General features: G+C 28.9%; 28 protein-coding genes and 1 pseudogene. 4 read left to right on the forward strand and 25 right to left on the reverse strand.

Annotation, left to right across the window (positions count from 1 at the left end; all coding sequences use genetic code 11):
* Nucleotides 1-2: 2 nt before the first annotated feature.
* The 8 genes and pseudogenes from OCV55_RS03185 to trhA all read right to left on the reverse strand — a co-directional run bounded on the left by OCV55_RS03185 (nucleotide 3) and on the right by trhA (nucleotide 6708).
* Nucleotides 3-863 carry a phosphatidylserine decarboxylase gene (locus tag OCV55_RS03185; RefSeq protein ID WP_119364304.1) on the reverse strand — a complete coding sequence of 287 codons (861 nt, stop codon included), beginning with the start codon at nucleotides 861-863 and terminating at the stop codon, nucleotides 3-5.
* The gene (locus OCV55_RS03190; protein ID WP_119362500.1) at nucleotides 860-1474 is read right to left on the reverse strand and encodes a CDP-alcohol phosphatidyltransferase family protein; all 615 of its coding nucleotides are present in this window, start codon (nucleotides 1472-1474) and stop codon (nucleotides 860-862) included. Before OCV55_RS03190 ends, OCV55_RS03185 begins: the two co-directional genes overlap by 4 nt.
* Before the next feature lie 70 nt (nucleotides 1475-1544).
* Nucleotides 1545-2099 (reverse strand): anaerobic ribonucleoside-triphosphate reductase activating protein, encoded by a 555-nt coding sequence (gene nrdG, locus OCV55_RS03195; protein WP_032091169.1) that lies wholly within the window; start codon nucleotides 2097-2099, stop codon nucleotides 1545-1547.
* An 83-nt stretch (nucleotides 2100-2182) separates the two neighbouring features.
* Nucleotides 2183-2725 carry a hypothetical protein gene (locus tag OCV55_RS03200; protein WP_147579778.1) on the reverse strand — a complete coding sequence of 181 codons (543 nt, stop codon included), beginning with the start codon at nucleotides 2723-2725 and terminating at the stop codon, nucleotides 2183-2185.
* A gap of 92 nt (nucleotides 2726-2817) precedes the next feature.
* A pseudogene (locus tag OCV55_RS03205) lies at nucleotides 2818-3297 on the reverse strand (aldo/keto reductase).
* A gap of 23 nt (nucleotides 3298-3320) precedes the next feature.
* Nucleotides 3321-3689, reverse strand: a complete 369-nt coding sequence (locus tag OCV55_RS03210; protein ID WP_394802848.1) for an aldo/keto reductase — start codon at nucleotides 3687-3689, stop codon at nucleotides 3321-3323.
* Nucleotides 3614-5791 carry an anaerobic ribonucleoside-triphosphate reductase gene (gene nrdD / locus OCV55_RS03215; protein WP_117814008.1) on the reverse strand — a complete coding sequence of 726 codons (2178 nt, stop codon included), beginning with the start codon at nucleotides 5789-5791 and terminating at the stop codon, nucleotides 3614-3616. Before nrdD ends, OCV55_RS03210 begins: the two co-directional genes overlap by 76 nt.
* Before the next feature lie 251 nt (nucleotides 5792-6042).
* On the reverse strand, nucleotides 6043-6708 hold the full coding sequence (trhA, locus tag OCV55_RS03220) for a PAQR family membrane homeostasis protein TrhA (protein WP_117347692.1): 666 nt from the start codon (nucleotides 6706-6708) through the stop codon (nucleotides 6043-6045).
* A 160-nt stretch (nucleotides 6709-6868) separates the two neighbouring features.
* Between trhA and OCV55_RS03225 the strand changes: the two genes are divergently transcribed.
* Both OCV55_RS03225 and OCV55_RS03230 read left to right on the forward strand, forming a co-directional pair.
* Nucleotides 6869-7381, forward strand: a complete 513-nt coding sequence (locus tag OCV55_RS03225; protein ID WP_147579779.1) for a dCTP deaminase/dUTPase family protein — start codon at nucleotides 6869-6871, stop codon at nucleotides 7379-7381.
* Nucleotides 7335-7628 (forward strand): GIY-YIG nuclease family protein, encoded by a 294-nt coding sequence (locus OCV55_RS03230; protein ID WP_227352209.1) that lies wholly within the window; start codon nucleotides 7335-7337, stop codon nucleotides 7626-7628. Before OCV55_RS03225 ends, OCV55_RS03230 begins: the two co-directional genes overlap by 47 nt.
* A 12-nt stretch (nucleotides 7629-7640) precedes the next feature.
* On the opposite strand, the gene OCV55_RS03235 is transcribed toward OCV55_RS03230, so the two are convergent.
* Nucleotides 7641-9074 carry a DUF1593 domain-containing protein gene (locus tag OCV55_RS03235; protein WP_147579780.1) on the reverse strand — a complete coding sequence of 478 codons (1434 nt, stop codon included), beginning with the start codon at nucleotides 9072-9074 and terminating at the stop codon, nucleotides 7641-7643.
* A 1-nt stretch (nucleotide 9075) separates the two neighbouring features.
* On the reverse strand, nucleotides 9076-10941 hold the full coding sequence (locus OCV55_RS03240; protein WP_147579781.1) for a beta-glucoside-specific PTS transporter subunit IIABC: 1866 nt from the start codon (nucleotides 10939-10941) through the stop codon (nucleotides 9076-9078).
* Between the two features lie 145 nt (nucleotides 10942-11086).
* On the opposite strand from OCV55_RS03240, the gene OCV55_RS03245 reads away from it, so the two are divergent.
* Entirely contained in the window at nucleotides 11087-12151 is a 1065-nt protein-coding gene (locus tag OCV55_RS03245; protein WP_147579782.1) for an AraC family transcriptional regulator, read from the forward strand.
* Nucleotides 12152-12163: 12 nt separating this feature from the next.
* On the opposite strand, the gene OCV55_RS03250 is transcribed toward OCV55_RS03245, so the two are convergent.
* Nucleotides 12164-12601 carry a DMT family transporter gene (locus tag OCV55_RS03250; RefSeq protein WP_147579783.1) on the reverse strand — a complete coding sequence of 146 codons (438 nt, stop codon included), beginning with the start codon at nucleotides 12599-12601 and terminating at the stop codon, nucleotides 12164-12166.
* Entirely contained in the window at nucleotides 12598-13017 is a 420-nt protein-coding gene (locus OCV55_RS03255; protein WP_147579784.1) for a DMT family transporter, read from the reverse strand. Before OCV55_RS03255 ends, OCV55_RS03250 begins: the two co-directional genes overlap by 4 nt.
* An 81-nt stretch (nucleotides 13018-13098) precedes the next feature.
* Here OCV55_RS03255 and OCV55_RS03260 point away from each other — a divergent pair, with 81 nt between their 5' ends.
* The gene (locus OCV55_RS03260) at nucleotides 13099-13746 is read left to right on the forward strand and encodes a cyclic nucleotide-binding domain-containing protein (protein WP_147579785.1); all 648 of its coding nucleotides are present in this window, start codon (nucleotides 13099-13101) and stop codon (nucleotides 13744-13746) included.
* Between the two features lie 22 nt (nucleotides 13747-13768).
* Here the strand turns inward: OCV55_RS03260 and OCV55_RS03265 are convergent, their stop codons facing one another.
* The 13 genes from OCV55_RS03265 to OCV55_RS03325 form a co-directional block, all read right to left on the reverse strand.
* Nucleotides 13769-14278, reverse strand: coding sequence for a pyridoxamine 5'-phosphate oxidase family protein (locus tag OCV55_RS03265; protein ID WP_147579786.1), 510 nt, complete (start codon nucleotides 14276-14278; stop codon nucleotides 13769-13771).
* Between the two features lie 11 nt (nucleotides 14279-14289).
* A complete protein-coding gene (locus tag OCV55_RS03270) occupies nucleotides 14290-15066 on the reverse strand; it encodes a Cof-type HAD-IIB family hydrolase (RefSeq protein WP_119362486.1) in 777 nt (258 codons plus the stop codon).
* 118 nt (nucleotides 15067-15184) lie between these two features.
* Nucleotides 15185-15796, reverse strand: a complete 612-nt coding sequence (locus OCV55_RS03275) for an MATE family efflux transporter (protein WP_267309789.1) — start codon at nucleotides 15794-15796, stop codon at nucleotides 15185-15187.
* A gap of 120 nt (nucleotides 15797-15916) precedes the next feature.
* Nucleotides 15917-16045, reverse strand: coding sequence for a hypothetical protein (locus OCV55_RS03280; RefSeq protein WP_394802849.1), 129 nt, complete (start codon nucleotides 16043-16045; stop codon nucleotides 15917-15919).
* 59 nt (nucleotides 16046-16104) lie between these two features.
* Nucleotides 16105-16506 carry an MATE family efflux transporter gene (locus tag OCV55_RS03285; protein WP_267309790.1) on the reverse strand — a complete coding sequence of 134 codons (402 nt, stop codon included), beginning with the start codon at nucleotides 16504-16506 and terminating at the stop codon, nucleotides 16105-16107.
* 37 nt (nucleotides 16507-16543) lie between these two features.
* Nucleotides 16544-16849, reverse strand: a complete 306-nt coding sequence (locus tag OCV55_RS03290) for a cysteine-rich small domain-containing protein (protein WP_147579788.1) — start codon at nucleotides 16847-16849, stop codon at nucleotides 16544-16546.
* Entirely contained in the window at nucleotides 16833-18155 is a 1323-nt protein-coding gene (locus OCV55_RS03295) for a glycoside hydrolase family 32 protein (RefSeq protein WP_147579789.1), read from the reverse strand. Before OCV55_RS03295 ends, OCV55_RS03290 begins: the two co-directional genes overlap by 17 nt.
* 59 nt (nucleotides 18156-18214) lie before the next feature.
* The gene (locus tag OCV55_RS03300; protein WP_032091155.1) at nucleotides 18215-19009 is read right to left on the reverse strand and encodes an HAD family hydrolase; all 795 of its coding nucleotides are present in this window, start codon (nucleotides 19007-19009) and stop codon (nucleotides 18215-18217) included.
* Nucleotides 19010-19018: 9 nt separating this feature from the next.
* Nucleotides 19019-19792 carry a nucleoid occlusion protein gene (gene noc, locus OCV55_RS03305; RefSeq protein ID WP_032091154.1) on the reverse strand — a complete coding sequence of 258 codons (774 nt, stop codon included), beginning with the start codon at nucleotides 19790-19792 and terminating at the stop codon, nucleotides 19019-19021.
* 9 nt (nucleotides 19793-19801) lie between these two features.
* Nucleotides 19802-20506 carry a 16S rRNA (guanine(527)-N(7))-methyltransferase RsmG gene (rsmG, locus tag OCV55_RS03310; RefSeq protein ID WP_022000792.1) on the reverse strand — a complete coding sequence of 235 codons (705 nt, stop codon included), beginning with the start codon at nucleotides 20504-20506 and terminating at the stop codon, nucleotides 19802-19804.
* A gap of 2 nt (nucleotides 20507-20508) precedes the next feature.
* A complete protein-coding gene (mnmG, locus tag OCV55_RS03315; RefSeq protein ID WP_147579790.1) occupies nucleotides 20509-22371 on the reverse strand; it encodes a tRNA uridine-5-carboxymethylaminomethyl(34) synthesis enzyme MnmG in 1863 nt (620 codons plus the stop codon).
* 114 nt (nucleotides 22372-22485) lie between these two features.
* Nucleotides 22486-23100, reverse strand: coding sequence for an RpiB/LacA/LacB family sugar-phosphate isomerase (locus OCV55_RS03320; protein WP_147579791.1), 615 nt, complete (start codon nucleotides 23098-23100; stop codon nucleotides 22486-22488).
* Between the two features lie 49 nt (nucleotides 23101-23149).
* Nucleotides 23150-24079: a G5 domain-containing protein gene (locus OCV55_RS03325; RefSeq protein WP_119362479.1), complete on the reverse strand. Its 930-nt coding sequence runs from the start codon at nucleotides 24077-24079 to the stop codon at nucleotides 23150-23152.
* Nucleotides 24080-24084 lie beyond the last annotated feature (5 nt).

Raw genomic sequence — 24084 nt, forward strand, 5'->3', positions numbered from 1 at the left:
CTTTACACCCCTTTATGTCCTATCGTTTGTCCTAGTAATACTCTTGTTTCAATGTTCTCACTAGAATTATTTATAATATCATCATCTATTTTGACAGTATCTTTTTTCAAAATCATTACAACTGTCGATCCACCAAATTCAAAATAACCTTTTTCTTCTCCTTTAGTAGCAATACTATGTTTATAATTGACAATTTTACCAACCATCATTGCTCCTACTTCCATTTGAATCATTCTACCAAAGTTATTTGAATCAATCACAGTGTACTCTCTACTATTCATTTTGTATATAGGATAATAATCATTTGCGATAGGATTAACAGTATGAAAAATACCTTTGATTTTCTTATGGGAAACAATTTGACCATCATCTACATAACTATAACGATGATAATCATCAACAGCTAAACGAAATACAAGACATATTCCACCATCATATTCTTTAGCCAATGTTTCATCTTGTAATAAATCTTTTAATTGGTATTTTGTATCCTTGATTTCTAAAATCGTATCATCATTTATTGGATAGTAAGTAAGTTTACTATCAGCAGGTGCCATCAATACATCTTTAGAATTGTCAAATGGTCTTTGACCATCCTTTATTCTTCTTGTAAAGAAATCGTTATAACTTTTATATTTCTTTTCTTCATATTGACTCATATCAATATCATTGTTTTTAATAAACGAAGAAATACTTGTCTTTGAAAATGGTGAAGACATATATAAACCACCTAAGTGTGTAACAAATGGTGATACTAAGATTTTTAAAGCACATCTACCAGCAGATGTGCTATATAATTTTTTTAATAATTTATTTTGACCCTCTAATTCTTTAACGATATGTCCTTGACGATCTTTAATCATGAAAAACAAAGAATTTGCACAAGTTCAATAACAACTAGAACACCAAGTGCAATAATTCCTTTCCCTTTTAATTTTGGCACTTTAAAATCAACAACAAATAAAACACCTGTAATTAACATTAAAGTTCCATATAAGTAATCTAAACCAAAAATAACATATCTTAAAGCAAATGCAAAAGGTAAAATAAAGGCTGAAGTTGTAACTGGTAAACCTTGATAATACTTTCTTTTTTCTGTTGTTTGTTGCTGTCTTGTTTCTTCAGTAACATTAAAATAAGCTAAACGAATAACTGCTGCTAATACATAAAGTATTTCAATAGCAAGCCACCCTACTGAAGATAATCCTAAATTATATCCTAGTATTGCTGGAAAAACACCAAAAGAAATAAGATCACATAAAGAATCTATTTGAATTCCAAACTTCTTTTCTTCTTCTGTACGATTTTTCTTACTTCTTGCGACCATTCCATCGAAGGTATCACAAATACCACACATCATTAAACAAATAAATGACCATTGATAAAGTCCAATGACTGATAAGTGGATTCCTACCATTGCAAAAACTAATGATAAATATGTAAGAATGACAGTATAACTATAAAATCCTATCATATTCTACTCCCTCTATAATTAACGAAAATATTATAGCATAATTTTATCTAATTATGTAGTGTATATCGTCTTATTCATATTTTTGAAAATTTCTATTTTCATTCAAATCTTTATATAAAATAATTTCATCTTTTTCTAAACTTTGTTTAACATCTATAATTCTTTGATTAGACGATCCTCTAAACTTTAAACTTAAATCTTTAAGTTCTTCAATAAACTTACCATCTACTAGAACATCGATATAAGATAACAATTCATCAGTTACTTCACATCTTGCTCGACTTTCACTTAAAAGTTCTTGATCAAAGAGATAACCTGTATAACACCAAATATCCTTTTGTGGATAAAGTTCTTTTACTCTTTTAATAAACGGTAATAACGCTCTTTGATTACTTGGTTCCATTGGTTCTCCTCCAAGTAAAGACAATCCTGTTATATGTTCTGGTTTTAAATAATCAATAATTAAATCTTCTACTTCTTGATTAAACTCTTTTCCATATTTAAAATCCCATGTCATTTGATTAAAACAATTCTTACAGTGATGCGTGCATCCTGATACAAATAAAGAAACTCTAACTCCTAAGCCATTAGCGATATCAAAATTCTTAATTTCTGCATAATTCATTTCAATTCCTCTTTTCATATTTTCCTATTATACAACAATTCTTTATAGATTCTATTGATATAATAAAAAGGATGTATCATCCTTTAACATAAACCTCTATATTTTATAAGTTCTCCAATATTTCCTTGATATAAACACTCTAATTCTTCAAATAATAAATAATCCGATGGTTTCATTAAACAAGGAAGCTTAGGTAATTCTATAGCTTGGCTATAAGCCAAGATTTCACTTACAAATTCTGAACAGAAATAATAATGATTTCTACGATAAGGAACTTCCAATTTACATAAAACCAATCCCATTAAATTATATTTATAATCTTGAGAATGATTTAAAATAGATTCTAAAATAAATTTTGCCTTATAATATATCTCTTTCTTAACAGTAAGTTTATATAATGCACAAGGAATATGTTGATTTTTATTATAGAATCCCTTTTCAAATGACTCATTTCTAATTCCTGCAGGAATTGGAGAGTAAGTATATTTTCTAGCACAACTATACATCGGTTGTAAATTTTCTTCAAAAGAGATAGAAATATGTGTATAACTGTCTTGCGTCATTAAATAAATTGCTTTAGAAATAAAAGTATCTGATTTTGTTAGTAATAAATAAATATCTTTCACCTTATTCTCCTTTCCTCACTTCTTTCAGTATTACATATTTTTTAGATATAATCGACATATTTTTACAAATTTATCAATTCATCAAATTTTTTTCATAACAAAAAAAGCGAGAATGTCTCGTCTTTATATAAACCAACTCTTTTTTCAAAATCAGAACCTGGTTCAAACCTTCTACTTTCGATATCCATTTGAGATAATGCTTGATTCATTGATTCAACTTCTGCTTTTGTAAATTTGATTTCGGTTGCTTTAATATTTTCTTTTAATCTTTCCAACTTTGTTGTTTCTGGAATAGGTACAATAAAATCTTTTTGTGCTAATACCCAAGCCAAAGAAATTTATGCAACTGTTGCCTTTTTTTCTTTTGCAATTTTATTAACTAAATCAACAACTACTTGATTCTTTTTAAGCGCTTCTTCACTAAATCTTGGTGCATTTAATTTTGCATGAAAACCATTTTTATCATAAGCATCACTTAAAAATCCTTTACATAATGGAGCAAAAGAAACAAAACCAATACCTAGTTCTTCAAGTAAAGGAATAAGCTTATCTTCTGGTTCTCTCCACATCATTGAATATTCACTCTCTACGGCTGTTAAAAGACATATTGCATGGGCTTGGTTTCAATTCCTGCTTCTGATAATCCCCAATGTTTGATTTTCCCTTGTTTAATAAAATCCTTCATTAAATACGCAATATCTTCAATTGGTACATTAGGATCAACGCGATGTAAATAATACAAATCAATATAATCTGTTTTTAATCTTTTAAGAGAGCCCTCTAAAGATTTTTTAATACCTTCAAGATTTCCATCAACAACTTGTTTACCATTTTCCATTCTTTGGTTTTTGGTTAATAAATAGAAAAAAAGAGATGAAAATTTCATCTCTATAAGTGTAATACACGTTCTTTGATTTCTTGTGTTCTTCCTTGATTCCAGAATTGTGTTCCAATATAACCACATGTACGTCTAGCAACAGACATCATATCTTGGTTTTTATTTCCACAGTTTGGACATACCCAAATAAGTTTACCATTTTCATCTTTTTCAATTTGGATTTCTCCATCATATCCACAAGCCATACAATAATCACTCTTTGTATTTAATTCAGCATACATAATATTATTATAAATATGTTTCATAACTGCTAATACCGCATCAATATTATCTTGCATATCTGGAACTTCTACATAAGAAATAGCTCCACCTGGTGATAATTTTTGGAATTGAGATTCAAATGTTAATTTATCAAAGGCGTTAATATGTTCTGTTACATGGATATGATAACTGTTTGTAATATAGTTTTTATCTGTAACACCTTCAATTTTACCAAAACGTTTTTGTAAACATTTTGCAAATTTATAAGTTGTTGATTCAATTGGTGTTCCATAAAGTGAAAAATCAATATTTTCTTTTTCTTTCCATTTTGTACATGCATCATTTAAATGTTGCATCACTTCAATTGCAAATGGTGTTGCACTTGGATCTGTATGTGATTTACCTGTCATATATTTAACACATTCATATAATCCAGCATATCCAAGAGAAATTGTTGAATAACCACCGTATAATAATTTATCAATTGTCTCACCTTTTTTAAGACGAGCCAATGCTCCGTGTTGCCATAAAATAGGTGCCACATCACTTGGTGTTCCTTTTAAACGTTCATGTCTGCACATTAAAGCTCTATAACATAAATCTAATCTTTCATCAAAGATTTGCCAAAATTTGTTCATATCTCTTTTTGATGAACAAGCCACATCAACTAAGTTGATTGTCACAACTCCTTGATTGAAACGTCCATAGTATTTTGGTTTACCATTTTCATCAATATAAGGTGTTAAGAAAGATCTACATCCCATTGATGGATAACATTGACCATTTCCATTTTGATCAACTTTTAATTCTTTCATTACTTTTTCAGAAATATAATCAGGAACTAAACGTTTTGCTGAACATCTTGCAGCAAGTTCTGTTAAATAATAATATTGACTATTAGGTTCAATATTGTTTTCTTGTAAAGCATAGATTAATTTAGGGAATGCTGGTGTAATATAAACACCTTTTTCATTTTTAACACCTTTCATTCTTTGTTTAAGTGTTTCTTCAATGATCATAGCAAGGTCATCTCTTAAACGTCCTTCAGGTACTTCATTTAAATACATGAAGACAGTAATAAATGGTGCTTGTCCATTTGTTGTCATTAAAGTAACAACTTGATATTGAATTGTTTGTACCCCTTTAGTAATTTCTTTTTTCAAACGTTCTTCAGCTAAAGCATTGATTTTTTCATCATCTAATTCTAAACCAATAGTTTCAAATTCTTCTTTAACTTCTTTTCTAAATTTTTGTCTACTTACATCAACAAATGGTGCTAAATGAGATAATGTAATACTTTGTCCCCCATATTGAGAACTTGCTACTTGAGCAATAATTTGAGTAGCTACATTACATGCAGTAGAAAAACTCTTTGGTTTTTCAATCATTGTTTCTGAAATAACTGTTCCATTTTGTAACATATCTTCTAGATTTACTAAATCACAGTTATGCATATGTTGAGAGAAATAATCAGCATCATGGAAATGAATCAATCCTTCATCATGTGCTTTTACAATATCTTCTGGAAGTAAAATTCTTCTTGTTAAATCTTTACTAACTTCTCCAGCCATATAATCTCTTTGTACACTATTTACTGTAGGGTTTTTATTAGAGTTTTCTTGTTTAACTTCTTCATTTGCACATTCAATCAAACTTAAAATTTGATCATCAGTTGTATTAGATTGTCTTGCTAGTGCTCTTTGAAAACGATATGTAATATACTTTCTGGCAACAGAAAAAGCATTTAATTTCATTAATTCATCTTCTACTAAGTTTTGAATTTCTTCAACGCTTAATGCTCTTTTCATTTTTTGACATTTATATTTAATGTCATTTGTAATATTATCTATTTCTTCTTCAGAAAGTCTTTCTGTTTCAACAACTTCTTTATTAGCACCAATAATTGCATTAGTAATTTTTACTTCATCAAAAATTGCTTCTTGCCCATTTCTTTTTATTATTTTCACGCCAAATATCCCCTTTCGTATTTTTTATGTATTTGTATTATAGCCAATCAAAAAAAAAAAATATACTTTTATGCTCTATTGGCCCATACTTTTTTTCGAATTATTTTACTTAAAATAATTCGACGTCCAATCCATTCTATCACAAATAATATTGATTTTATAGTTCTTTTACGTTTTTACAAAATAAAAAAATCCAATGTTTATATAAACAAAGGACTTTGTAAAAAATATATTTATGATTTTTATAAATTCTAAAGAACATATAAGATAATACATAAAAAATGTAAGATAGAACCAACTAAAATCCATAAATGCCAAATACTATGCATATATTTAATCTTATTTTGTAATACATAGAAAATAACACCAATTGTATAAGCAAGTCCTCCTGAAACAAGTAACCAAATACCATTCATTCCTATTGCTTGTGGTAAGAGATTGATTTTAAAAATAATACACCAACCCATCACTAAATAACAAATCATTGAAAAAGTTTGATATTTTTTAATATCGATTGCATTTAACGTAATTCCAATCACCGTCATGATCCATATGACTGCAAATAAAATCCAAGCCCATTTAGCATCAACTTCTCTTATTGAACAAAGTAAAACCGGTGTGTAAGTTCCCGCAATCAATACAAAGATACTGCAATGATCCATAATTTGGAAAACTTTCTTTGCTTTAAGCTTAGGTGATAAACCATGATAGATAGCTGACATTGTATAAAGAAGAATCATCGAAATTCCATAAACAATCCCTGAAAATAAGCCATAACCATCATGACAAAAAATAATGCATAAAACTAATGCGGCTATTCCCATCGCCCCACCTACAATATGAGTTACCATATTAAATATTTCTTCACCCTTTGTATAAACAGGTAAAACACGATCATCTAATTTTGTTCTTTTCATACATATTACCTCTTTTAACTATCTTATGTAGTATTTAATACTATATCTTATAATTTACACATATAATAACAATCTCATTTCCCTATGTCAAGTGATGAAATTATTTATTTTCTTGTTTTCTTTTTTCCTCTATAATAGAGAAGTAAAAAGGAGAAAAATTATGAAAAAAATCGCAAAATTTGAAAAAGTATCATATAACCAATTTAAAAATGATTTCATGGATTCATTTCCTCAATATAATGAAAAAGAAGTAGAAGAAATCTATCATTCCATTCAACTTCCAAAACGTGCCACAAAAGGATCAGCTGGATATGATTTCTATAGTCCTATTGATTTTGAATTAAATCCAGGACAAACTATTAAAATTCCTACAGGTATTCGTGTACGTATTGAAAATGGTTGGGTATTAGGTTTATATCCTCGTAGTGGTTTAGGATTTAAATATCGTTTACAACTTAATAATACAGTAGGTATTATTGATAGTGATTATTATAATAGTGATAATGAAGGTCATATGTTTGTAAAACTTACAAATGATAGTAATGAAGATAAATCTCTTTCTTTAACAGCAGGACAAGGAATGGTTCAAGGTATTTTCTTTGAATTTGGAATTGTTGAAGATGATGATGTCACTGAAGAAAGAAATGGTGGCTTTGGCTCAACAACAAAATAATTACGTTTATATCGTAAGGTGTCGTGATCAAACACTTTATACTGGTTGGACAAATCAGCTAGAAAAGCGTATTGAGGCCCATAACGCTGGTAAAGGTGCTAAATATACAAAGGCAAGAAGACCAGTCGAACTTGTTTATTTTGAAACTTTTGAACATAAAAGCGAGGCTTTAAAAAGAGAGTATCAAATTAAACAATTAAAAAGATCAGAAAAAGAAAAGCTCATATTAAGCAAAAAGAAGATCTAAACTGATCTTCTTTTATTCATTTACTGTAAAAATGATTTGAGCAAATCTTGCAAGTCTATGCTTATCTTTATTTTTACCTTCTATAATAAAATGTAGTTGATCTTTATTTTTTAAATCAGTTGGAAGGTTAATACTTATAACATTATTATTTATATGTGTATCAATACATTTTTTATATGAAGAAGCATCTTGATAATATTTGATAAAGTAATCTACATTTTCTTGCATTTTTAAATGAAATTGTATTTCTTGTCCTTTTGTTACAAGGAAATCTTTGGATTCTTCAATTTCAACTACTGGTGGTTGTTCATCATTAATATTAGAAATACACCAATTAGCTCTTGCAGCAAAATCATTTTGAATATGTTCAACATATCCCCACATCGATTCTGTATAAACTGTTTTTCCATGAATATCTGTATAAGCATCATCTACAGGGTTCCAATAATTTAATAATTCACCCTTACTATTTTTTTGCGAATTATCTTTTTCAAATCTTCCTGATAAACTACCATAAGAGAAATTTTCTAAACCACGTAATCCCCATGGAAATAAACAAAAATAAGTTGGTGAATCTCCTTCAGATAAGAAATCATAATGAACATGCTCTCCCATTCCAGCTTTTATACCCCACCAATTTTTCATTAATTCTTTATTAACACCAAATTGGCATCTTTCAGGTTCTCCTTCATAATATTGTCCATCAGCCCATGTTGCATATTTATCTAATAATGCCCCATGATGTAAGATATTTTTCTTAAAGAAATCTGCTTTCAAATTTTCTTTACTATTACCTTCTGGCATCATATTCCAAGCATAGCCATAACTTTTCATTTGTAAACATTTGACAAATTGTATATTTGGATAAACTTCGGCAATGTAATCTCTATAAGTATTATCTTGTTCACCACATGCTGTTATAACAACTTTCTTTTCAATTTTATTCTTTAAATCTTGCCAACAAGATGAATCCTTATATTCTTGTTCAATATCAAATAATGCTCTAGCTATTGTATTTGTTCCACCCCATACTTGAATATACAGCGTTCTTAAATCATCATCTAATATTCTTTCTTTTATAAGTTTTGAACCTTCAGTAGGGTTATCCATTTCTCCCGGATAACCAATATTTCCTACTTTGATTATTGAACGCAAATAATGTGGTGTAGGATAGTTTTTATCATGACGAATTAAGTTTTCATAAACTGATTCATAATTATCAATGACTTCCTTCATCCAAGCTGTTCCCGTCCAACGGTAGACGTTATCATAATCAGGTTTATCTTCTGGGCCTTGTGTTCCCCTTTGACCAATCCAATGAAAAACAGAAGATGTTTGTATAATACCTTGAATTTCAATATCATTTGCATAAAGAAGAATATGACGTAACGAATTTTGATCATCTACTTCTGCATCTTGTGTAATTATTGTTCTTATTTTTTCCATATTACTTTTTTACCTTTAACTCAATAATATTTTCTTGTTCTTCTTTTTTACCATATTCCATAGGAATAATTTGATCATACGCTACTGTATTAGTAAGAATGACAGGAATAATATCATCATATCCTGCATCTGCAATTTCTTGTAAATCAACCTCTACTAATAAATCACCTTTTTTTACAGCTTGTCCTTGTTGTACTTTAACATCAAAACCTTTTCCATTCATATTTACTGTATCCATTCCAATATGAATAAGAATTTCTGCTCCATTGTTTGATTTAAGGCCAATAGCATGTCCAGTTTTAGCAACCATGATTACTTTACCATCAACTGGTGAAACAACACATCCACTCTTTGGTTTAAAAGCGACACCATCACCCATCATTTTCCCTGCAAATGTAGGATCTTTCACATCTTCAAGAGGAATCATTTCTCCTTCTACAATGCTTGATAGTGTTTCATCTTTTAAAGTGATTTCATCATTTAATTGAGTATTTTCTTCTTTTTCTGAGTTTTTATTTAACATTGAATCATTAAATCCAAATAAATAAGTACAGATTGCTGATCCAAAATATGCAATCGCACATGCAATAACAAATCCAACAAATCCAGGACCAATATAACCTGGTAACGATAGTAATGAAGTTCCTAAAACTGTTGGTATCGCTGTTCCAGCAGCAGCTACAATCATTCCCGCAATTCCAGAAAAGATTGCTCCGATAATAAACGGTTTTTTATATGGTAATGTAACACCATAAATAGCTGGTTCTGTAATTCCTGCAAGAACGGCAGAAAATGCAGCTGAACCGGATAATTCTTTTAATTTTTTATCTTTTGTTTTTAAAAACACACCAAGTGTTGCTCCCGCTTGTGCCATATTATTAGGTCCAGTAATAACAAATAATGTATCTTTTCCTAAAGTTGCAATATTATTCATAACAATAGGAAAGAATCCCCAATGTAATCCAAAAATAACAGCCATAGGCCATAATAATCCAATTACTCCACCAGCTATAATCGGATTAATTCCAACTAATCCTGTATACCCTGAGGCAAGTAATTTACCAAATTGATCCATAATTGGTCCAATAACTAAAAATGTTGCAGGAACCATAATCATTAATTCTAATAATGGTGTTAAAAATAACTTACATACCTCTGGTAAAATCCTCTTCAATAATTTTTCAAATTTACTCATAACATAAATTGAAATGATAATTGGCATGACAGAAGATGTATAACTTACTAATGTTACTGGAATATTTAAAAATGTAAGTTTTTCTCCTCCAGAAAAAGCAGCTGTCATATCTGGATAAACTAATGACATTGCTATAGCCATAGCCACAAATGGACTACAGTTGAATTTTTTTGCAGCTGTATATCCTAAAATAATTGGTAAGAAATTAAAAACACTATCCGCGGCTGCATAAAGAATACGATAAGTTCCCATTTCTGGTGTTAACCATTTAAAAGTCGTACATAAAATAAGTAACGCTTTTAACATCCCTGCACCACACATAACACCTAACATTGGTGAGAAGATTCCAGAAATTGTCTCTAACAATGTATTTAATACGCCCTTTTTCTCACTTTTTGATTCATTTTGTATATCTGAATTAATATGTGAACACTTTAAAACAGCATCATAAACTTGATCTACTTTATTTCCAATAACAACCTGAATTTGTCCACCTGCTTCCATGGCAGTAATAACACCTTCTGTTTGTTTTAAAATATCAAAATTTACTTTATTTCTATCAATAACTTCAAATCTTAATCTCGTTGCACAGTGAACTAAAGAAATAACATTTTCATCACCGCCCACATTTTCAACGATTGTTTTCGCTAACAAAGTATAATCCTTTGCCATAATCTTATTCCTCCATGTTTTTTACTTGTTAAGTTAACTTACACTATTATCATATAGAATATTTGGTTTATTTAAAATACCACTATCCTACTATAACACTGTCAAAATCCTACTTTTCATGTTAAGATTAACCCGGTGATAAAAAATGAATAAATTAGAGTTTAGAAACAAGGTTATTCCTTTAACAAATAGAGAAAAATATTATAAAACACATCCAAGTCATACAGGTGATTATGTTAAAAACATAGATTTATTAGATAAAAATTATTCTTTTCAACTTACAAAACAAGATAAACTTGATTTAATAAATGGAAAACATGCTATTTTCTATGACAATCAAAAGATAACAGATGATGTATTGAATTTACCAATTTTTTGTACAAAACAAACACGCTTTTCTTTTATCCCTATTCATATTAGAAACTACATAGAATTGAAATATGTTTACTCTGGCCATTGTTATGCAATGGTTAATGACAAAGAAATTATTTTACATACTGGTGATATCTTATTATTAGATATTAATTCAAAGCATACAATTCTTCCACCTTCAGAAAACGATATCATTTTTAATTTTCAAATGAATCGATCATATTTTAATGAAGCATTTATTTCTAAATTTACATCTTCCAATCCAATTACAACATTTCTAACAAATATCATAGATCATACGGCCAAACATGAAGATTATGTTATTTTCAAAAACAGAGAGGATGATTATGAAGATATAAATAATTTAATTGAAAGTATTTTATGTGAGTATTTAGATCCTTCTTTATTCTTAACAACTATTATAGATTCTTATTTCTTACTTCTCTTTGTTAAAATGACACAAAGATATCAAGCCAATATGGAAGAACATTTTAGAAACAAAAATAAAAGTTATATTACAGAAATCATTCAATATATTCAACATCATTATCAATCATGTTCCTTAATAAAAACAGCCCAATGTTTTGGCTATAACCCTGACTATCTTTCAAGAATGATCCATCAATCAACTGGTCTATCTTTTAAACGTTTAATCAATTATTATCGAATGGAAGCTATTAGTAATCAGTTAATTAATACAAACAAACCTATTTATCAAATAGCGCAAGAAAATGGTTTTTCTAATTTAAACTATTTCTATAAACAATTTTCTTCACAATTCGGTGGCTTACCTGCTGATTATCGAAAACAATATCAAGAAAGCAAAAAGAAGATCTAAACTGATCTTCTTTTATGCTTTTTCTTCACTTAATTGATAAATCACTAAACCAGCAATAACAATCAAACATCCTAAAATCTTTGAAATAGAAAACATGTTATATACAAAAGCATCAATCACCATCCCACTGACAAGTTGTCCAATAAAGCTTAATAAAGTAAGGATAACAGGTGATATTCTAGGGACAATAATATTTAAAATCAAGATATTAAAAACCCCTATGATTCCACCTAAATACATCATCAAATTCGTTTTATCTAAAGAAATATTTATATGTTGAACACCAACAATCATCAAAACAAGCATTAAAATCAAACTTGTTATAAAGCCTGTAAAGTAATTATAAAACGTTCCCTGATAAGCTCCCATTTTCTTAGAAAGCATCCCATTGACACTACGACTTAAAACAATTGTAACTCCTGATAGAATAGAAAATATAATAGAAATCATAATAACATCACTCCTATTCCTAAACAAACAACTGCTAATCCTATGATCTTTCCTATATTTAATTTTCGAATAGATGTCGCTAGCCATCCCTTATTTTCTAACAACAAAGATGTCATCATTTGTCCTAATAATCCTAGTGCTGTCATTAAAGAAGCTCCTATCTTACCAATCGCAAAAACATTAAAAATAACAGTTAATACCCCAATACATCCTCCACAATACATATATATAGGAATTTGTTTTTTAAAACAAACTTTCTTATCTTTGATTTTCATAATAATTAAAAAAGTAACTAAACCAACTAAATGAATGATAACTGTTGATAAATAGACCCCTGTATAATCTGATAATTGCCCATTAAATACATTCATTGTCGTTACAATAATCCCACATAATGTGGCTAATACAAAATTCATCAAGATCACCTCCAGAAAGAATTATAGTGATTGAACTTGATTATAAATACGACATATGTCATATTGGTGATGGTGATTTAGATGAATTATTTAAATGAATTAAAAAAATTAGAAATTCTTCACGTTGATAATTATCAATATATTGAAATCAAAAAATTAAATAAAGACGAATATTTATTACATCAAGGTGAAAAGCTTAATTATATTTATATTCTTTTAAGAGGAAAAGTGAAAGTAAACCATATTAATGCGAATGGAAATAGTATGTTATGCAGTTTTAATAGTCCCTACTCTATTATTGGTGATTTAGAATTTATCACTCAATCTCCTATTATTAATAATGTGATTGCTTATGAAGATTGTATTTGTGCAACTATTTCCCTTTCTAAATATCATGAAATATTAATGAATGATGTTTTCTTTATGAAAACCATCGCAAAAAATCTTGCCAGCAAGCTTTCTAAATCAACTCAGAATCAGTCTATTTCATTAAATTATCCAGTTGAAAATAGATTAGCGGCTTACTTTGTTGTTTCTCATAAAAACTCTATTGTTCAAGATAATTTTGTAGTCGTTGCTGAATTGATTGGTTGTAGTTATCGTCAACTCCAACGTATTCTTCAATTATTTTTAGATAAGGAATATATAAAGAAAACTAAACGTGGTACTTATCAAATTATTGATTTAAATGCTTTAAATCTATTAGGTGAAGATGTTTATCAGTTTTAAAAACCTTGGCAATGCCAAGGTTTTACTCTAACGTAATATGTCTTTTTACTTTTTCTTCAGGATGAATATTATCTCTTCTTTTACCTGTCATGTCTAATACTTTTACACGGAAAACTTCTGTCATCATTGCGACTTTTTCATTGAATTTGAAATCTTCTTCATGATAATGTCTCATTAAGATTTTTAACGCAGCAATCTTATTTTTATCCTCGACAAATTCTACAATACCATGTCCAATGACACTTTCATACCCCATTGTGCATGACATTCTTTCATCATACATAATAATATTATGTTCACAATCCATTTCAAAAGTAACTTTATTATTTTTTCTTATTAAATCAAGTTTTGTTCCTTCTTTAGCACTATGGAAATATAGATAAAGTTGTCCATTTTCAATATTTGTACCAAAATTTAAAGGAATGATATAGGGAAATTCATCATCAAACAGCGCTAAACGACAAGTATCACACTTTGCAATAATTTTCATCATTTCATCAAAATCAGTAATTTCTCTATCTTTTCTTCTCATACTCTTTTCTCCTAGTCAATAAGATTAAAATGTTTTAATCCTTTTAAAATTCCTTCTTTTTCAACATCATCACAAATATAACATGCATGTTGTTTTACTTCATCACTGCCATTTCCCATCACAATAGGATAACCTACGACATCTAACATTTCAATATCATTATGTCCATCACCAAAAGCCATTAATTCTTCTTTTTGATAACCAAAATGTTTTGAAACAGCTTGAATAGCCGCTGCTTTCCCACCTGTTTTGGGAACAATATCATAGGCATAGTCATGCCATTTTGTGACTTTGACATGTTTGGTATTTTTTATAATTTCTTTTATTCCTTTTTCATCTACATAAGGATCTACTTGGTAAATGTTATCTATATTGATTTGATTACTTATTGGTGGAATCATTGTTGAAATAGATGCTTGAGCATCTATGACTCTTTGATTTACATGAGTAATATACATTTGATTGCTTTCAATAAATAAACAAGGATAATTGTTTTCTTTTACAATCTTTACAATTTCTTTTAAATCCTCTTGAGGTATTTTATTATCATAAATAATTTGTGAACCTATTGTACAATAGCCACCATTTAATAAAAGATAGCCATCAAATTCAAACTGTTCAACAAGTTTTAGTTCTTCTAGCTCTAACATATGTCTTCCACTGGCTATAAACAATTGAATTCCTTTTTTCCTTACTTGTTTTAATCCTTCAATCACTTCTTTTTTTATAGAAGGTCTTTTCCCCGAAATCAATGTTCCATCAATATCTAAAAATATCGCTTTAATCATTTTCATCACCTATCTTTAATCATAAAGATTCAAAATAAACTAAGCAATAGAATTTATAAAAAAGATATATTGTTACAAAAAAAATAAAATATTTCTTTTTTCTAAGTAATAATGTAACTTATCTCTCTTTAATATTATCAAATTTTGTTTTCTTAAAATAAATAAAGATCATTATTAAAGAAATCATTGTAGATAATGGGGCAGCAATTCCCATATGGAACAGTGTTACGTTTGGTATTTTAGAAAATAATAAAGTTAAAGGAATTCTTCCAACAAAAGCCGCTACTAAACTATGTACCATCGTAAAGACAGTTCTTTCGTAACCATTTAAATAACCATTAATACAGAATAAAAAACTTGTAAGTAAACAATCAATAGAATACGTTTTTAAATACAAGGCACCATTTTTAATACCATCTTGATTATTGGTAAAAATACGCGTAAGTATTGTTCCATCGATTTCACAAATCGTTGTTACAACAATTGCGAAGGCAAGAGATATCATGATTGCATATTTTAATGTTTGTTTAGCACGCTTATATTGTTTAGCTCCTGCATTTAAAACAATAAGAGAAGCTAAAGCACTTCCTAAGGCAATGGCTGTTAACATTAAAAATTCCATTAATTTTCCAACAACACCTAAAGAAGCAGAAGCAATTAAGCCCATTTGATTAACAATAATCGTAATAATTAAAAATGATATATTAACAAATACACTTTGTAATCCCAAAGGAAAACCTATTTGCATTATCTTTTGAATATATTTTGAAAAACAAATATCTTCTTTATAGAACGAATACCCTATTCCCTTTTTACATAAATAAACTAATGCAAAGAGAAAAGAAAACCCTTATGCTGATACAGTGGCAATGGCAGCCCCTTTTGTTCCCAAATGAAAATATCCTACTAAAACAAAATCAACAATAATATTAATGATACACGCAATAAAAACAAACAATAAAAGTGTTTTACTATCCACTAATCTTCTTAAAATACTACTGACAACATTATATCCGACAATAAAGATAATATACTTAATTAGCTTTTCGTTGCTTCAATAGCTTCTTTTGGTGTATTCATTAAAAGTGTATTTTCATTATTAAAATACAACATCACAAAAGTTAAACCTAAAGCAATGATTAAAAATAAAACAATAGCTCCACCAATCGTTTTCGATAAATCTCGATAAGATTTACTTCCTAGATATTGTCCTAATAAAACCGTAACCCCTGTAGTAAGTCCTAAAATAAGATTAGTAATTAAAGCCATCGTTTGACTTCCTATCGAAACTCCTGAGACATCAAAGGTATGTCCAAATTGTCCTACAACAAATAAATCTGCCGAACCATATAATACTTGTAAGAAGTTTGAAAACATATAGGGCAAGGCAAATATCATTAATGCTTTAAACACATTTTCTTTTAAAAGTCTTTGTTCCATAATTTCCTCATAAAAAAAACTGGATAAGGTCTAAACCTTATCCAGCATTGTCTTCAATACCCTCTGGTGCTTCTATCTTATCATTTGTATCTTTATTGTTAAGTAATTGAAAAGCTTTTACAACATCTTGATAACGAGAAATAATATAATCATAGTTTTCTTTTTGATGTGGTAAAGTACATCCACTACAATCTTTAATATTTCCTATCATTTTATAATGACCTTTACAATCTTTTAAAATATATAATGGGCAATAACAAAACAAACAATTAATTTCATCTAATTGATGACAAGGATAATACTCACATTGTTTATGACTAAAGAATTTATAATGATCTGACATAGACTTTATACTCTGTATTTTGAATAATAACTTGATCATTTAAATCATAAACAACTTGTGACATCACATATTCACCACCATTAATATAGATTTCAAAAACATGATGATCATAATAAAGTTCAATATCATAATGTCCTTGTAATTTAGGTGAAACAACATCATTACATACCTTATTTTCTTGAATAGAAACTTCTTCTCTATTTAAATGGAGACAATCATCTTGAATATCAATTTTAAAACCACCAAGATTTAAAGAACTATCCTTATTAAGTGTTGTCTTTAATTGGAATGGTTGATCAAATGAAATATCTTGAATTTCTTGATTAAATGAGTTTTTTATTTCAGGATACAATTCTTGAATGATTTTACCATCTTTTTCATGTAGAATTCTTGGCATGATAAACATTCCAATCCATTCTTCTCCTTGAACTGGTTTTCTCATTCTAAGCCAACCAAGTAAAATTCTTTCATTATCTTTTGATAAGAACGTTTGTGGTGCATAGAAATCTAAACCATGATCTAAATAAGGCCAATCACCATGATCTTTAATAGTAAGTGTATCTTCCTCAAAATCAATCGGCATATAACGCGCATTACTATTTGGTTTTGGTGGTAGATCTGTATTTTCTGGTGAGAAAATCATAAAGAATTGATCATTGATTTTAAAGACATCTGGACATTCCCACATATTTCCAATAGTTGGTTCTTGATAGCTGTTTTTATATTCAAAATGAATTCCATCTTCACTTTCATAGAAAAGTGCTTTTCCACAGTAGTCATTTTCATAAGCTACTTTACTCCCAATAACCATGGCATATTTTCCATCTTGTTTTTTCCATACTTTAGGATCTCTGGTATGACGATAATCTCCAATATAAGCTTCTTGAATCATGGGAATGATTTGTTTTTTATTTTTAACATTATCAAAATGAATTCCATCACTACTTACAACGAGTGCTTGTGAGGCTCTTAAATCATCATCACTATATTGATTATGTACATTACTTGGATTTTCTTTAGCGTATTTAATAGCTGTATAATAAAGATAAAGTTGGCCATCGATTTCAATTGCTGATCCTGAAAAACATCCATTTCTATCAAAATCTTTAGATGGATATAAAGCAATTGGAAGATGTTCAAAATTGACAAAATCTTTTGTAATAGCATGTCCCCAATGCATTGTTCCCCATTTATTATCATATGGGAAATGTTGGTAAAAAATATGATAGTTTCCTTTATAATAAATAAGTCCATTTGGATCATTGATCCAATGATAAGGTGCTGTAAAATGTAATTTTGGTTTCATAGTCTTCCTCCTTGTTTTAACGTCTTTATTATACAAAAAAAACAATGCTTACGCATTGTTTAATAGTTACCTTTTAAGATTTCTTTTATTTTTAAAATAACGCCATCATTTTCATTACTATCAATAACTTGATAAGCAACTTCTTTAACTGGGGGCATGGCATTAGCCATCGCATAACCATATTTTACAGTTTGTAACATTTCATAATCATTCATTTGATCACCAAAAGCACCTGCTTCTTCATTAGATATTCCTAACAAATCTAGAAGATGTTGTAAGGAAGTTCCTTTATTAATTGTCTTATAAAAAATATCAAACCAAACATTTCCTGTGGTTACAACTCTAAATTTAGGATTTATCCTTTTCTTGATCACTTCAAGTCTATCTTCAATTTTACCATCAAAGTTAGCAACTGAAAATTTTAATATTTCATCATCTATTTCATCAAATGAGTCTACAAAAACAATATTTTTAATAAATAATGTAATAAAATCTTTTCTATCTTCAAACTTCTTTAAAATATAAGCATGCTTTACTCCTGATACAACTAACATACATTCTTCATCTTCTTTTAAAATATTTAATGCATGTTGATAATCATCAGTTTCTAAACAATGTTTATAAATAACATCTCCTCGATAGACAATCTTTGTTCCATTTTCACAAAGATAATAAAGATCATCTTTAATATCATCATCAAATTTACAAACTAATGCTTCATATTGATTTCCTGATGCAATGACAAATTGTATATCTTTTTTTAACATTTGTTTATATAAATCATTAAATTCTTCACTGTAGGATTTATCATCTCTTAGAAATGTTCCATCCATATCTGTTGCTAGTAACTTCATCTTAACCCTCTACTTATGTATTCTAATTGTAATAACATATTCATCTTCTAAATCTTCTGTTTCTTGTTGAAGTGATGTTCCTGTTTTTTCAATCATTCCAATTGCTTGTTGTAATGTATTTAAAGCAATTTTCACATTTCTTGAAATTGTTTTTTTAACATCGGCTGATGCTTTTTTCTTTTTAGGTTTTGGTTCTTTTTTAATAAGTCTTTCTGTATCAGCTACTGTTAGTTTTTTCTTTAAAACTTCTCTTAAGACTTCTTGTTGTTTTTCTTCATTTAATGAAAGCATTGCTCTAGCATGTCTTTCTGTTATTTGTTTTTGATTTAAAGAAAATTGAACATCATCACTTAATTTTAATAATCTTAATTTATTCGCAATCGTTGATTGTTTTTTACCAACAATATCTGCAAGCTCTGTTTGACTATAACCATATTCTTTAATTAAAGCTTGATAAGCTTTTGCTTCTTCTAATGGTGATAAGTCTTCTCTTTGAATATTTTCAATAATAGCAAGTGTTTGTGTTTGCTTATCATCATAATCTTCAATAACACATGGTACTTGTTTCATATTTAAAGAACAACAAGCACGATATCTTCTTTCACCTGCAATAATTTGGTAAATTCCATTTACTTTTCTTACAACTATAGGTTGTATTAAACCATTTTCTTTAATAGAAGCAGCTAATTCTTCAATTTTTTCTTCATTAAAAACAGTTCTTGGCTGATTCTCATTTGCTTGTATTTTATTAATATCTATATTTTTTAATTTATTATTAAACATGATACCCTCCTACAATGGACTCTTTTTTATTTTAGAAAACATTCTTGGATACTTCTTTGGTGTTTCTTTTACTTTTTTAATAATAATATTACTTCTAAAATCATCATGATTTGCAAGTGTAAAATCATGTGTACTTTCTATTTGTCCACCTAATAATTGAATACCTTTTTTAGCTTCTTTTACTTCTTCTGGTGCTTGTCTTCCTTTTAAAGATAAGAAATAACCATTCTTTTTAACAAGTGGTAAACAAAGTTCATCAAGAATATTTAAACGTGCTACCGCTCTTGCCATCACGATATCAACACTTTCACGATGATCTTTAGCGTATTCTTCTGCACGTGCAGCCACTGCTTGACAGTTATCTAATTCCAGTTCTTTAAATAAATGATTTAAGAAAGTAATTCTTTTATTTAAGGAATCAACGATTGTAATCTTTAAATTTGGATAAAGGATTTTTAAAGGAACTGAGGGAAAACCAGCACCAGCTCCTACATCAATCAAGGTTTGATTATTGAAATCAAAATCAAAAGCAATCGTAATTGAATCATAGAAATGTTTTAAATAAACATCTTCTTTATCCGTAATTGCTGTAAGATTCATTTTTTCATTCCATTCAACTAAGATTTCATAATATTTTTGAAATTGTTGAAGTTGATGTTCACTTACTTCGATTCCTTTTTCTTTAAGTATATTTTGAAATTCTAATTCATTCATTCTTATTCTCCGTTATATTTTTGTTTTAAATAAATTAATAAAACTGAAATATCTGCAGGATTGATTCCTGATATACGAGAAGCTTGACCAATGGTAAGTGGTCTAATTTCTGATAATTTTTGTTTTGCTTCTAAAGCTAAGTTTTTAACATCTTCATAATCAATATCTTCTGGAATATGTTTTTCTTCCATTTTGATTTGTTTTTGCGCTTGTCTTTTAGCTTTTTCAATATATCCTGCATATTTAATTAAAATAGTAATTCTTCTTCTTTGTTCCTCACTTAATTCAGGTGCATCAATATAAGGTAACATCATATCATAAGTGATTTCAGGTCTTGTAATAAGTTCTTTTGCAGAAACCCCTTCTTTTAAATGCGAAGAATTGTTTTGTTCCAACATTTCATTGATATCATCTTTGGGGGTAAAACGAATAGTACTTAAACGTTCAATTTCATCATAGATCCCTTTCATTTTATTTTGATATCTTTGATATTCTTTATCTTTAACAAGTCCAATTTTATGACTATAATCATAAAGTCTTTCATCAGCATTATCATGTCTAATTAATAAACGATATTCCGCTCTTGATGTAAGCATACGATAAGGTTCTTTTGTTCCTTTAGTAACAAGATCATCAATCATGACACCAATATAAGCTTCATCTCTTTTTAAGACAAGAGGTGCTTCATTTCTTACTTTAAGTGTTGCATTGATACCTGCCATTAAACCTTGTCCAGCAGCTTCTTCATAACCACTTGTTCCATTGATTTGCCCAGCAGTAAATAAGTTTTTAATGACTTTGGTTTCAAGTGATGGCCATAATTGTAATGGATCAATCGCATCATATTCAATCGCATAAGCATATTTTAAGATTGTACAGTTTTCTAATCCTGGTAAAGTACGAATCATTTGTTCTTGAATATCATGTGGCATAGATGTTGAAAAACCTTGTACATAGATTGAATTCATTTCTTTTGATTCAGGTTCTAAGAAGATTTGATGTTGAGGTTTATCTGAGAATTTAACAACTTTATCTTCAATGGATGGACAATAACGTGGTCCAATTCCTTTAACAAGTCCACTATACATTGCACATTTTTCTAGATTATCATGAATGATTTTATGTGTTGTTTCATTTGTATAAGTTAGATAACATGGTGTTTGTTTTTCAATAGGAACATATTCATCTGTGGTAAAACTAAAGGCTAGTTTTGCATCTGTTCCTGGTTGTAATGATGTTTTTGAATAATCTATACTATTGATTTCAACACGTGGTGGTGTTCCTGTTTTTAATCTTTGAATTCTAAATCCGTAATCTTTTAATTTTCCAGATAAGAATTTTGATTCTTTTTGTTGATCTGGTCCACTAGCATGTTTACTATGTCCAACAAGAATTTCTGCTTTTAAATAAGTACCTGTTGTCAGAATAACAGTTTTCGATAAATAAGTTGTTCCATCATCAAGAATAACTCCTTTAACTGTTTGATCTTCAACAACTAAATCTTCAACCATCCCTTCAATTAAATCGAGGTTTTCTTGTTCCTTAACCACTTTTTGCATATAACGAGGATATGCTTTTTTATCAGCTTGTGCTCTTAAAGATTGGACTCCTGGTCCTTTTGCGGTATTTAACATTTTCATTTGTAAGTAAGTCTTATCTGCTGTTTTAGACATTTGTCCACCAAGAGCATCGATTTCTCTTACAATGATTCCTTTAGCAGGTCCACCAATAGAAGTATTACATGGCATTGACCCAATATTATTTATATTTGATGTGACAAGTAATGTTTTTAATCCCATTCTTGAAGGTGCTAAACTAGCTTCAATTCCAGCATGTCCCCCTCCGACAACTATTACGTCATACATATCACTTACACTCCCTTTCAATTCTTTTCCATTGTACACCAACATTGCTTTTTTGACGAGGAAAAAAGATGAGTTTCGTACGTTTTATCACTCTTTTTTCATAAAAAAACAGGATTACCTCCTGTTTAAAATCCATTGTTTTATTCTTTGATCTTTTCCTTGTTCTAAAATATAATCGATCACATTCTTTTTAGATAAAACTTTATTAATGAATAATGAATCGATTTCATTTAAAAACTCAATAATATCTTTTTTACATAATTGATTTAAAGCTTTTATTTTCTTTGTATCTTCTTGTTTTCGCTTTGCATCTTTTAAAGGATACCCTATTCCAAAAGGTTCTTCAAACAATTGTTGGAGAGTTGCTTTTAAATTAATTTCACCAGCCCACCCATAGTTAAGACCTAATGGTAAAGAAGCCACATTACCATCATTGATTCTTCCAAATAAATAAGCATCCTGTGGTGTTGGTAAATAGCCACAAATTAAATTTGGTAGACTATTACAAGCAATCATCATTCCTTGTCCTGAAGAACATCCTGTCACTATAAAATCTACCGCTTGACTTGAAATCAACAAACAAATTTCTAAAGCAATTTCAACATAGGAATAATTTTCTTCATCTTCAAAGCAACCAAAATTAATAACTTCCCCATAATCTTTTGTACATTCATATAAAATAGCATTTTTTTCTATTTGCGATGAAGCTTGAATAACACCTATTTTCATATCATCACCCCACAAAAAAAGTATACCTCATTTGAGATATACTTGTTATCTATTTCCAAAAATTCTTGCCACTACCAACAGATACGATTTCAAATTGTGTATTATTTGACGTACCACCTTTAAAGTATTTGCCAGCTTCTGTTCCATTAAAAATATCAATATGATTTTTCTTAATAGCTCCACCTCTATCAACAACAATACCATACGCTGTTGATTCAATACCTAAGTTGTGATTTGTAATCTTAATAATTGTTCCAAAAGGAATAGATGGATCTGCTGCTAAACAATAATAACTTCCACCTTTATAACTTAACTTTGCACTATGACTTCCTTTAACACCAGTTGTTGGTGATAAAGAAATCCCTGATGATGAAGTTCCATTTCCTCCTGCACAATCGCCACCATAAGTTGTCAGTTTTCCAGTAAAATAAGCCCCAGGTTGAATTGTCCCATGTGCAATAATCGTATCTGTTTTTTCAGTTACAACTTCACTTGATAACAATTCTTTTTTGACAATTTTACCATTTTCATAAGTGACTTTCACTTTATTATTAATTTGTCCTCGTTGTCCTTGTTGAACAACTTCTGTTGTAAATAAATGTAAACCTGTTGTTTCAATCGTTTGAGAATCAACATACTGTATTTCTTCTACTTCTTCTTCGCTAATACGATTGACTTGAAGTAGATCTTTACTTTGTACAATATAAGCCATATCTTTATTAACTGTATCTTTAGTTCCTAAGTTTACATCTAATTCTTTTAATACATTTTTAACAGTATCTTGTCTAACTAAATAATCTTTAGCTTCTTGACTACCATCTTGATACTGAATTTCAATAGTTTCTTTATAACCTTTAATTTCTTGAGTTGCGCCTGATGTAACAGTTGTAGCCATAACCATTACATAGACAATCATAATCATTAATACCCCTTTCAGTCGGGGGTCTGCATCTGAAATGATTTGTTTAATTGTTTTCATTAATT

This window comes from [Clostridium] ammoniilyticum, assembly GCF_025566905.1.
GTDB lineage: Bacteria > Bacillota_I > Bacilli_A > Erysipelotrichales > Coprobacillaceae > Faecalibacillus > Faecalibacillus intestinalis.